Origin of the sequence: Mycobacterium sp. (assembly GCF_050701675.1) — a bacterium.
Taxonomy (GTDB): domain Bacteria; phylum Actinomycetota; class Actinomycetes; order Mycobacteriales; family Mycobacteriaceae; genus Mycobacterium.
The window spans coordinates 1-11,525 of record NZ_JBOGDD010000284.1; the positions used below are offsets into that span (position 1 = coordinate 1).

Consider the following 11,525-nt stretch of genomic DNA (forward strand, 5'->3'; position numbering starts at 1 on the left):
CTGAAGGCCCGAGCATCTCAGTACTGCGTGGCGCCCTGGTCGATCGACATCGCGGTGGCGGTCACCAGCTTCGACTCGTCGCTCGCAAGCCAGAGCACCGCGTTGGCGATGTCCTCCGGTTCGGCCATCCAGACGGGCAGGAACGGCGTGTTCATGTGAGCCAATTGAGGGTTGGTCTCCATGGTCCGGCCGATGGCACCGATCATGTCGCCGGAGCCCATGTCGGAGTTGACCGCGCCGGGGTGCACGCTGTTCACCCGGATCGAGTGCCTGCCGAGTTCGGCGGCGAACGCCCGCGCCATACCGGTCACGGCGTGCTTGCTGGCGGTGTAGTGAATCATGAACGGCTGCAGTTTGATTCCCGCCGCCGAGCTGATCAGGATGATCGAGCCGCCGCGCCCGCCGTCGATGATCTTCTGGGCGCCTGCCATCACGGTGTTCCAGGTGCCCGTGACGTTGATGTCCATCACGTCCCGGAAGTCGGCAGGCGTGATCTCGTCCCACACCTGCGGGGCGGAGACGCCGGCGTTGGCGACGATGACGTCGAGGTGGCCAAGCTCGGCGACGCCTTCGCTCACGGCCTCACGGAGCCCGTCGTAGTCCCGCGTGTCCACTACCGAGGCGACGATCCGCCGGCCGGTGGCCTCCACCAGTCGGACGGTCTCGTCGAGTTGCTCGGGGCTCGCCGGGTCGTAGGGGACGCAGTCGGGGAGCTTGCCCGCGATGTCGACCGCGATCACGTCCGCCCCCTCGGCGGCCATCCGGACCGCGTGCGCGCGACCCTGCCCTCTTGCCGCCCCGGTGATGAACGCGACCTTGCCCTCGAGTCGACCCGTCATGCGTGCTCCTTCGTGGTGCCGTAGCGAGAATTGTGGTGGATCACGAAGATCGACTGTACGGGGGCCACCCGCGGTCCACGTCGGTGTAGCGGATGACACCGCGAATGTTGCGGCCCTCCAACATGTCCCGGTAGCCGTCGTTGATCTGCTCCAACGAGTACTCGCGGGTCACCATGTCGTCCAGATTGAGTTGGCCGAGCTTGTAGAGCGCCAGCAGCTCCGGAATGTCGAACTGCGGGTTTCCGCCGCCGAAGAGGCTGCCCCGCAAACTCTTCTGCAGCAACGTCAGGCCAGCCATGTTGAGGGTGGTTTCGGTGGCCAGCACGTTGCCCATGGCAGTGAGCACACACGTCCCCGCCTTGGCGGTGAGGCCCATCCAGGACTCCACCTCGCGGCCGTCGACACGACCGACCGTGACGATCACCTTGTGGCACATCCGGCCGTCGGTGGCGTCGGCGATCGCGCCCATCGCGCTCTTGACGTCGGGGTAGGCATGGGTGGCGCCGAACTTCATCGCCTGCTCGCGCTTCCATCCCACTGGGTCGATCGCGAACACCCTTCGTGCGCCGGCGATCAGGGCGCCCTGCAGGGCCGCGTTGCCGACTCCGCCGACCCCGATGACCGCCACGTCCTCACCCGGCTTCACTGCTGCGCTGCGCACCGCGGAGCCGTAGCCCGTCGTGACACCGCAGCCGACGAGGCACGCCACCTCGAACGGGATGTCGGGGTCGATCTTCACGACCGAGGTCTGATGCGCGACCACGAACGGCGAGAACGTACCAAGTAGCGACATCGCCACGACGTCTCTGCCGCCCGTCGTCACGCGGAAGGATCCATCCGCGACGGAGGCGCCCGCGAGAAGGCCCATCCCCAGGTCGCAGAGGTTGCGCAGACCGGTCTGGCACGGCACGCACTTGCCACACGCCGGAATGAACGACATGACGACGTGATCGCCCACCGCCAGATCCTCGACGTCGGGACCGACCTCGCTGATGACGCCAGCGCCCTCGTGGCCGCCGAGAATGGGGAACGCGGCCATCGGGATGTCCCCGGTCATCAGATGATGATCGGAGTGGCACAGCCCGGCAGTCTCCAACTGCACCTTCACCTCACCCCTGCGCGGCTCGCCGATCTCGATCTCCTCGATCGACCATGGCTGGTTGAAGTCCCAGACGAGCGCGCCCTTGGTCTTCATCGGTGTGCCTCCAATTCGTCTGCTTCGGTGAGCATTGCGCGCAATCGGCGGATGTCGACCTTGCCGGTGGATCCCCGCGGGACGTCATCGTCGGAGTCCAACAGCAGCCACACGGTGGGAGCCTTGAAGGAGCTCAGGAGGGTGCGGCTGATGCCGCGAAGCCATTCGACGGTGATGGTCGCGGTGTCGCAGACCACCGCAGCACCGACCCGGTCTCCCCGCTCGGACGGCACGTTCGTCACGAAGACGCCGTCGATTCCGTCGACGGACCGCAGGGCCTGCTCGACCTCACTGGGGTAGACGGTGGCACCGCTGACCTTGAACATGTCGTCGGACCGGCCGTGGTAGAACATGAAACCGTCGTCATCGAGGCGGCCGAGGTCGCCGGTGGGGTAGAAACCGTCGGCGGTGAAGACCTCCTCACGACTGCGCCCGCAGATTCCGCGCAGAGTGTGCGGGCCCCGAATCTGGATCATCCCGATTCTTCCCGCTTCCACCTGCCATCCGTCGTCGACGTCGACGATGCGAACCTCCATGCCCGAAAACGGCTGGCCGCAACTACCCCACGCCGACGCCGGCATGTCGGTGTCCGCGCGGTAGCCGCAGTACGGCCCGAACGCCTCGGTCATGCCGAAGAGTCTTGCGCGCGCGCCAGGGCGGGCGCGGAGCACCGGTGGCAGGAGTGCCTCGAGGCTTCCGGACTCCAAGGAGGACAGATCCACGTCCACTGAATCCGCTTGTCTTGCCAGCGCTTCGGCCTGGTCGGGCCAACCGCGGAACAGAGTGACGCGCTCCCGCTCCAGCAGCCGCAGCGTCGCCCGCGGTTGCGGCGATGGTTCGGTGACGAGTGTGGCGCCGGCCAGCAATACGGACAACACACCGCTGCCGAAGCCGCCGACCCAGAAGAACGGCATGGGAAGGTAGAGCCGGGTGTCGGCGTCGATGCAACGCGGCTCCAGGCTGGAGGCCACGGCACGAAGGGCGTTGCCGTGGGAGTGGATCACACCCTTCGGAGGTCCGCTGCTGCCCGAGGTGAACATGATGACCAGAGGGTCGCTGGGGGTGACGGCGGCCGTCATGGCATCGATCACGCGGGAAGCGCACTCTCCAGTGGCCATGCCGGCCAACGAGTCGCACGTCCACACGCGGCGCAGGGCCGGCAGTGTGGGGTGCTTGATCACCCCGTCGCGGACCTCGGGCAGGTCCAGCGCGGAGCCCAGTTCCTCGACGTACCGATGACCCCGGAACTCCTCGACCGCCACCAGGTACTCGACGGACGCGACCCGTAACTGCGCCAGGAGTTCCCGTGGCTGCAGCAGCGTGCTCAGCGGCACCAGCACGGCGCCGATGCGGGTCAACGCAAGCGCGATCTGGACCCACCGCACCCCGTTGGGCATGATCAATCCGACGCGGGTGCCCTTGAGGACCCCGGAGTTGACGAATCTCGAGGCGAGATCCCTGGTGGCGGACTCCATTTCGGCGTATCCGACCCGATCGATCGGGTCGATCACCATGGGCTTTTCTGCCTGCTCGTGCGCGTGCAGGCGCAGCAGGTGGTCGATGGTGTCAGACATCGAACAAGCCCCGAAGTCGGCGGGTGTCGACCTTGCCGCTGGAGAGCAGTGGAACGTCGGCGGCAGCGACGGCGATGATTCTGCGCGGGACCTTGTAGGCGGACAGCTGAGACGAGAGTGCGGCGCGCAGAGCGTCTTCGTCGAATCCCTCGCCGACGTTCACGACGATCGCCGCGCCGACCACTTCGCCGCGATCGGGGTCGGGGATGCCGATCACGTACGACACGGCGCCGCCCGTGACGGTGCAGACGGCCTTTTCGACCTCCGCGGGTGTGACGTTGGCGCCTGCGGTTTTGATCATGGCCCCGCGCCGCCCGATGAAGTACACGAACCCGTCCACGTCGAGGCACACCAGGTCGCCCGTGGCGAACCATCCGTCGGCGTCGAAGCACTCCTCGCGACTGCGGCGATGGTAGCGCTGCATCAGATGCGGACCGCGGATCCGGAGTTCACCCAGCGCACCTTCTTCGACTCCCACTTGCGTCTCCGGGTCGGCGACTTCGATCTCGAATCCGGGCGCCGGCTTACCGAAGGACCCGCGCCGCTCCTCGGCCTGGTCGGACTCGTCGGCGCTGATCAGGAGGGTGCTCCCCGCCTCGGTCATGCCCAGCATGTTGTGTCGCAGTTCGGGATCGGCGGGGCGTGCGTCCGCGGGCATGATCGGGTAGAGGTTGCCCCGCCGCATCGCCGACAGGTCGCGTCTGGCGAACGTGTCATGCCGAGCGAGATGTGCGACCGTCGCCGTGAAACCGTTTGCGATCGTGGGCCGTTCGGCTTCGAGGAGGTCGAGCGTCTCGGCGGGGTCCGTGGCGTTCGAGCACACCAGAGTGGATCCCGCGACGATCGTCGCGAACAGGCCGAAGGCCAGGCCACCTATCCAGAAGAACGGCGAGTTGCAGAACAGTCGGTCAGCTGCCGTCAGCCGACGGACCTCGTTGAGGTTCTCCTGGTGCCGCAGTAGCGACGAGTGAGTGTGCACGGCGCCCTTGGGCGCACCCGTCGACCCCGAGGTGTAGACGATGGCCAGGGGGTCAGAGCCGTCGACGTCGTCCTCCATCGCGCTCAGCAGCGCCGGGTCGACGGCGGCGGCGAGCCGCGCGACGTGCTCGAGGTCGAATGCCACGTGGCGTAATTGCGGTGCAGCGGGAGTGAACAGCGGCTGAGTCCCGTCGAACGACTCTTGATCGAAGGACTCGAGGCCGAGAGTCTCGCGGCACCGTCGCACGTAGTCGTGGGACCGGTAGGCCCGGGTGGCGAGCAGGATGGCGACGTCGGCATCCGACAGGTGCTCGCCGAGTTCGCGCGCCGTCGCGAAGGTGGTGAACGGGACCACCACGGCGCCGATCCGCGCGGCGGCAAGCATGGCGACGACGAACTCCTCGCCGTTCGGGTAGAGGAGCCCGACGTGGGTGCCCTTGCCTGCGCCGAGGGCGATCAAGCCACGTGCGATCACCGCCGAACGTCGTTCGGCACCGGCGTAATCGAGGCGCTCGGCGTCACACACCAGCAGCGGATGCGCCCCTCGGAGGTGACCCTGCCGGGTGATGAGCTCCGCCATGGTCGGGCGGTCAGGGAGCATGACACGTCTCCGGGGTGCCAACGGCCTCGGAGAAGTGGCGTCGTACCGCGGCGAGGTCCGCCTTGCCCGACGGTGTTCGCGGGATGTCGTCGACCACGGCGATGGCGGTGGGAATCTCGTACCGTGCCAGCCGCGTTCGCAGGAACTCCACCAGTTCCGCAGTGGTGGCCTCGGCCCGAAGCTCGACCATCGCGACCGGTGTCTCACCAAGGCGGTGGTCCGGGCACCCGACGACGGCCGCGCCCTGCACCGCGGGGTGGCTCTCCAGCGCGGTGCGCACGTCGTCGGGCAGCACCTTGAATCCACCGCGGATGATCGCCTGGTCGGCGCGGCCAAGGATCCACAGGAAGCCGTCGCCGTCGATGCGCGCCAGATCGGTGGTGCGGATCCAGTCGGCGCCGGGTCCGAACTGTCCCGGCTTCACTTCGAGGAGACCCGGTTCGTCGGGCTCCAGCGGATTGCCCCGATCGTCCACCACCCGAAGCCGTGCACCCAGACTGGCCCGGCCGACGCTGCCTCGTTTGGCCTGCCAGTACCTGTCGTGGTCGGCCAGCGTCCAGCCGGCCACCCCACCACCGAATTCGGTTGCGGCATAGGAGGTCAGGACCGGTATGCCGAACTTGTCGGTGAACGCGTCGGCGTCCTCGGCCGACAGCGGTGCGGTGCCCGACGTGACGGCTCGGATGCCTGCCAGGTCATCGCGGGTCAGCTCGGAGTGCAGCACGGCTCGCAGGGCGGCAGGGACCAGCGATACCGCCTTGGGCCGGTGGGTGCGCACCGCGTCGATCCAGCTCGCGAGTTCGAAGCGCGGCAGCAGGACGAAGGGGCGGGCTTCCGTGACGCACTGCAGCACCCGGAACACCCCGCCGATGTGCACGAGCGGTGCGTTGACGATCGCGACGCCGTATCGCGGTTCGCGTGGGGTGGTGGCCTTCTCGGAGTCCTCGCCAAGCACGCTGCGGGCGAGCATGTCGTAGGTGAGGTCGATCCGCTTCGGTGCTCCGGTGGTCCCGCTGGTCAGCATCCGCACGGCAACGCCGGGCCTGCGCTCACCAGCGGGGGGCACCGCAGCAGGGCTCGAGGTCGGCGGTTCGGTGAGGTCGGAGATCGTCAGCACCGTGGTGGCTTCCGAGGATTCGACCGACCTCGCCACGTCGTCCACAGTGCCGACGACGACTGGCAGACGCAATGCGGTGACCTCGGCGCGAATGCGATCGTCGCCGCGGGAAGGGTTGACCACCACGAGCGTCGCGTCGGCAAGCAGCACACCCAGAAGGGTGGCGACATGAGCGGGCGTGTTGCGCAGCAGAACTCCGACCTGTGCATGGGTTCCGCCACATTCCTCGGTGAGCGCTGCGATCCGACCCGCGTGCTGGGCCACCTCGCCCCACGTCCACCAGCGGCCGTCGTAGGAGATGGCGGGAGAATCCGGCGCCAACCCCAGCACGTCGGCGACCCGCTGCGCGAGGCGGTGGGCCATCACCGGATCCTCGGCTGTGGCGCTCTGCGGTTAGGATCGAGTTCGGCCTGGCCCAGCGGGTTTCCCAACCGGGTGTAGATGAGGTTCTGCTCCAACGCGGCACGGTAGGGCTTGTCCAGCGATTCCCAGATCGCCTTCACGGTGCCCTGCGTCGCCGAGGTCGGGTGGGCGGCGATCATCGTGGCGATCTCGGTGGCCCGCCGCCACAGCTCATCGACCGCGACCACCTCGGTCACCAATCCGATGCGCAATGCGGTCTGCGCGCCGACCCGTTCGTCATTGCCCACCAATGCCATTCGCAATGTGTCGCCGAGACCGACCCGACGCATCAGGCCGATCGGTTCCAGCGCCGAGACCAGCCCCGCACTGACGTGCGAATCGAAGAACGTGGCGTCGGTCGAGCAGATCACCACGTCGGACTCGTTGACGAAGTAGAACGCACCTGCGGTGCACATCCCCTGAACGGCGCACACCACCGGCTTCCACATCTTCTGCCACTTCGGGCTGAGGAGTTCACCGGGATCCTCGTGGTTCCAGACGTTTGCGGGCTGACCGTAGGAGGCCTTGACGTCGAGTCCGGCGCTGAACGCGCGATCGCCATTGGCGCGCAACACCACCGCATTGACGCGTTCGTCGTACTTGACGGCACGCCACACGCGGGCCATCTCTTCGCACATGGTCCGGTTGAAGGCGTTGAGCTGCTCCGGTCGGTTCAGAGTCACCGTGGCGACGTGACTGGTCTCGTCGACGTCGAGCAGGACGGTCTCGAATGGCGCCCCCACTAGCGACACTTCCAGACCGGTGCGCGCTTCTCGACGAACGCGCGCGGTCCCTCCAGCGCGTCCTCGGTTCGCAGCACGCGTTCGCGGAAGGTTTCGGCGAGGATCTCGCCCTCGTGCATTGGTAGGTCGAGTGTCTTGTGGATCGCCAACCGCGTGCCGCGGACCGCGAGCGGGGCATTGGAGTTGACGATGTCGGCGATCTCGTGCGCACGCTCGAGCAGCCGGTCGTGCTCGACGACCTCGGAGATCATGCCGAGGTCGTAGGCGCGCTGCGCGCTCATCCGTTCGTGCTTGCCCATCAACGACATTCGTAGCGCGACGTTCCGTGGCAGCACACGTGCCAGGCGCACCATCTCCCGTCCCGCGACCAGACCGATGCTGACGTGCGGATCGAAGAAGGTGGCCTTGTCGGACGCGATGACGATGTCGCCGGTGGTCACCCAGTCGAGTCCGGCGCCACAGCAGAGCCCGTTGATGGCCGCGAGCACTGGCTTGGCCATCCGGCGAAAGGGGGGAGTGCCCTCCTGCGGGGCCTCCCACTGCTCGTAGGTGGACAGGTAGGGGCGCTCGTTGAGCACCTTTCCATCGCCGGGGATCTCCTTGACGTCCGCGCCTGTGCAGAAGGCCCGGCCGGTGGCGGTGACGATGAGGATCCACACGTCGTCGTCGTTCTCGGCCGCGTCATAGGCGGTGCGCAGTTCGGTGATCATGTGCGGGCTGAGCGCGTTGAGGGCATTCGGGCGGTCGAGTGTGATGGTGGCCTTGTGGCGGTCGACGTCGTAGGTGATCGTGTCGAACGACATGTGAATTCCCTTCGGTCATCTGCCGTTGAAGTCCGGCGTGCGGTGCTCGCGGAACGCAGCCAGGCCTTCCTTGAAGTCCGTTGTGCGGCATGACAGTTCCAGGCTGTAGAGCTCCTGTGACATTGCCTGCTCCAGAGTGGCGTGCTGCCCCGCGCGGATGGATTGCTTGGCCAACCCGATGGCGACGGTCGGTCCGGACGCCAGACGGCCGAGCAGCTCTTCGCTCAGCCGGTCGAGTTCTGCGTCGTCGGCGGCTCGGTGGATCATGCCCCAGTCGGCGGCATCGGTCCCGCTGACCTTCTCGCCGAGCAGCAGCATGCGCTTCGCCCTGGCCAGACCCACCAGTCTTGGCAGAAGCCACGTCGAGCCGGAATCGGGGCTGAAACCCCGCTCGACGAACGGCTCCCAGAACACGGCCCCGTCGGCCGCGACGGTGAAGTCGGCTGCCAGGGCAAGATTGCATCCAAGACCCACCGCCCAGCCACGCACCGTGCACACCACCGGCAGGGCAATGGTGTGGACGAGTTCGACGACTCGGTTCGCGGTCATCGGGATCCGGCGAACCAGATCGCCGGTGCGGGGACGCATCCCCTGCGAGTTGGTGGCCACCCAGTCGGCGCCGGAACAGAAGTCATCGCCGGCACCACGAATGTGGATCGCCCGCAGTTCGTCGTCGGTAGTCGCGGCGGTCAGAGCCTCGACGAGCGTGTCGATCATGTTGTGGCTGAGTGAATTACGTCGATCGGGACGATTCAGCACCAGACGGAGCACGGTACCGTCGCGGGTCACCGTCACCGAGCCGTCCGCGGATGCACCTCCGAGGTCGTCGCCGCTGCCTTGGCTCACCCGTGGAACCGCCCTTCCGCTTCGTTACGGTTACCCATACAGTAGGCGCTACGATTGCTATCTTGTACAAGTTAGCAAGGAAAGCGCGCCGACGGAAGATCGGTGGTGGCGAGGGGGTGACGTGTGACCGAGGCGCCTCGGTTCGGCGAGAAGCCGCTGCCACGGACGGTCGCCGTCGCGGGCGCACTCCGGCGACTCACGGGCTTGCTGCTGGCCGTCGAGAACGATCATCCGACCATCGAGGCGATGCTGGGCCGGCTCGCCGAGTGGGAAACCGAATTGGCCGCGGCAGTGCCGCCGGACCACGCGCCGAGGATCGGTGACGACCCGGACGGGGTTCGCAGGCTCTACCTGGACCACGCCTTCGACGTCGGCGCCTACAACCCGTGCTTCCCCGAATACCGGTTCGATCGGATCACCACCGACACCGCATCCGGCAGCGTCACGTTTCCCGTGGTCTACGAGGGGCCGCCCGGGTTGGTGCACGGTGGATTCCTCGGGGTGTTCTTCGATTGCGTGACGCAGCACCACAACTGCGCGACGCGACTATCGGGCAAGACGCGGTCGCTGACCGTGAAGTACCGGCGGCCTACGCCCATCCTCACCGAACTGTCCTTCGACATCGAACGCACGGAAGGTGAGCGGGGGCTGACGTCGACGGCCCGACTTCACCTCGATGACGAGGTGTTGTGCGTCGGCATCGTGGAAACGGTGGCACTTCCTCCGGAGAAGCTGACCGGCGCCAGGTTCGGCGCGCGTCGGATCGAAGGACCGTGACGTGATCAACCACCGGATCCGCCAGCCGAGGGTCGCCGAGATCGTCGCGGCCCGGCTGCGCGACGACATCCTCTCCGGGCGGCTGAAGGAGGGTGACGTGCTCCCGGCGCAGGAGAGCCTGCTCGGTGAGTTCGGGGTGAGTCCGCCCGCGCTGCGCGAGGCGATCCACATCCTGGAGACCGACGGCCTGATCTCCGTTCGGCGCGGCAATGTCGGGGGAGCCGTCGTACACCTGCCCGCTGCGGAGCGGACCGCGCACATGATCGGCATGGTGTTGCAGTCGCGCGGTTCGACACCCGCCGACGTCAGCGGCGCGCTGATGTACCTGGAGCCGGTCTGCGCTGGCATGTGTGCGGCCCGCGAGGACCGGTTGACCGAAGTGGTACCCCACCTCGAAGCCGAGATCGACTTGCAGACCGAGCAGTTCGACGATGCCGCAAGGTACGTACCCAATGCCCGTCGGTTCCACGAGGCGCTGGTGTCCCGATGCGGCAACGAACCGATGATCCTGCTGATCGGATCGCTTGAGCTGATCTGGTCGGCACACGAGTCCGCGGTGTGGAGCGATGAGTCGACCGACGCGATGGACGCGCCCATGAAACCGGCCACCATGCGCGCCGCGCTGCGTGATCACCGCAACCTCGTCGACGCGATTCGGGACGGCAGCCGAGCGCGGGCGGTTCGGCTGGCCCAGGATCACCTCGCTGCGGCGCGGCGCAACACTCTCGCCTTCGGCATGGACAAGACCATTGAGGCGAAGCTGATCTCGGGCTCCGATCATCTGCACCTCACCGACAAGGAGTCCCACTGATGACGACCCATGACGATCGCGTCCTGCTCGAGCTGGATTCCGACCGGCGAATCGCCACCATCACCCTCAACAACCCGAAACAGCGAAATTCCTACGACGCGACGATGCGAGACGCCGTCGCCCGCCATCTCGACGCCGTCGCCGAGGACGACGACATCACGGTGGTGCTGTTGCGGGGCGCCGAGGGCGTCTTCTCGACCGGTGCCGACATGAACAACGCGTACGGCTGGTATGGCGAGCGTGACGGCAAGGACGGTGACGCACCGAAGAAGAGCCGTCCGAGCCAGCGCAGACGACTTACGGTGGACCGCAAGTCATTCGGCTTCTACCACAACCTGATGGGGTTCCCGAAGGTCACGGTGGGGGAGATCAGCGGCTACGCACTCGGTGGTGGGTTCGAGATGGCGCTGATGACCGACATCTCCGTGGTCGCGCGCGACACCAGGATCGGCATGCCTGCGACGCGATTCCTCGGCCCCGCATTGGGCAGCCTGCACCTGTTCTTCCACCGGCTCGGCCCGGTGCTGGCCCGGCGGATGCTGCTCACCGGCGACATCATCGAGGCCGGGGTGATCGAACACCTCGGTGTCTTCACCGAGACCTGCGAACCCGCCGCGGTGACGGGGCGGGCCCGCTACTGGGCCGAGAAGGCGGCGAAGATGCCCGCCGACGGGGTCGTCATCGCGAAAGAGGCCTTCCGCATGGTCGAGCAGAGTCAGGCCTACCAGGGCGAGGAAGTGGCCAGTTACCTGTTCCACGCCTACGGCACCAACCTGCAGTTCGCAGAGGGTGAGTTCAACTTCGTCAAGACGCGAGCGCAGCACGGCACCAAGGAGGCG

11 protein-coding genes are annotated in these 11,525 nt (G+C 67.1%); 3 read left to right on the forward strand and 8 right to left on the reverse strand.

What is annotated here, in order from left to right:
* Positions 1–17: 17 nt before the first annotated feature.
* From ACRDUX_RS08350 to ACRDUX_RS08385, 8 genes are read right to left on the reverse strand one after another with little or no spacing between them, the layout of a single operon-like run.
* Positions 18–839 carry a mycofactocin-coupled SDR family oxidoreductase gene (locus ACRDUX_RS08350; protein WP_526412822.1) on the reverse strand — a complete coding sequence of 274 codons (822 nt, stop codon included), beginning with the start codon at positions 837–839 and terminating at the stop codon, positions 18–20.
* A 40-nt stretch (positions 840–879) separates the two neighbouring features.
* Complete coding sequence (locus tag ACRDUX_RS08355) at positions 880–2,034, reverse strand: NDMA-dependent alcohol dehydrogenase (RefSeq protein ID WP_526412824.1); 1,155 nt, start codon at positions 2,032–2,034, stop codon at positions 880–882.
* Entirely contained in the window at positions 2,031–3,608 is a 1,578-nt protein-coding gene (locus ACRDUX_RS08360; protein WP_526412826.1) for a class I adenylate-forming enzyme family protein, read from the reverse strand. Before ACRDUX_RS08360 ends, ACRDUX_RS08355 begins: the two co-directional genes overlap by 4 nt.
* Positions 3,601–5,187 carry a class I adenylate-forming enzyme family protein gene (locus tag ACRDUX_RS08365; protein WP_526412828.1) on the reverse strand — a complete coding sequence of 529 codons (1,587 nt, stop codon included), beginning with the start codon at positions 5,185–5,187 and terminating at the stop codon, positions 3,601–3,603. The genes ACRDUX_RS08360 and ACRDUX_RS08365 overlap by 8 nt, the downstream gene beginning before the upstream one ends.
* A complete protein-coding gene (locus ACRDUX_RS08370; protein WP_526412830.1) occupies positions 5,177–6,667 on the reverse strand; it encodes a class I adenylate-forming enzyme family protein in 1,491 nt (496 codons plus the stop codon). The genes ACRDUX_RS08365 and ACRDUX_RS08370 overlap by 11 nt, the downstream gene beginning before the upstream one ends.
* Positions 6,667–7,449, reverse strand: coding sequence for an enoyl-CoA hydratase/isomerase family protein (locus ACRDUX_RS08375; protein WP_526412832.1), 783 nt, complete (start codon positions 7,447–7,449; stop codon positions 6,667–6,669). Before ACRDUX_RS08375 ends, ACRDUX_RS08370 begins: the two co-directional genes overlap by 1 nt.
* On the reverse strand, positions 7,449–8,252 hold the full coding sequence (locus ACRDUX_RS08380; RefSeq protein WP_526412834.1) for an enoyl-CoA hydratase/isomerase family protein: 804 nt from the start codon (positions 8,250–8,252) through the stop codon (positions 7,449–7,451). The genes ACRDUX_RS08375 and ACRDUX_RS08380 overlap by 1 nt, the downstream gene beginning before the upstream one ends.
* A 15-nt stretch (positions 8,253–8,267) precedes the next feature.
* Positions 8,268–9,098 (reverse strand): enoyl-CoA hydratase/isomerase family protein, encoded by an 831-nt coding sequence (locus tag ACRDUX_RS08385; protein WP_526412836.1) that lies wholly within the window; start codon positions 9,096–9,098, stop codon positions 8,268–8,270.
* 123 nt (positions 9,099–9,221) lie between these two features.
* Between ACRDUX_RS08385 and ACRDUX_RS08390 the strand changes: the two genes are divergently transcribed.
* The 3 genes from ACRDUX_RS08390 to ACRDUX_RS08400 all read left to right on the forward strand — a co-directional run.
* Complete coding sequence (locus ACRDUX_RS08390; protein ID WP_526412838.1) at positions 9,222–9,875, forward strand: hotdog family protein; 654 nt, start codon at positions 9,222–9,224, stop codon at positions 9,873–9,875.
* 1 nt (position 9,876) lies between these two features.
* Entirely contained in the window at positions 9,877–10,686 is an 810-nt protein-coding gene (locus ACRDUX_RS08395; RefSeq protein WP_526412840.1) for a FadR/GntR family transcriptional regulator, read from the forward strand.
* Positions 10,686–11,525: enoyl-CoA hydratase/isomerase family protein (locus ACRDUX_RS08400; RefSeq protein WP_526412842.1), on the forward strand; the 840-nt coding region annotated here is incomplete at its 3' end. The genes ACRDUX_RS08395 and ACRDUX_RS08400, both read left to right, overlap by 1 nt.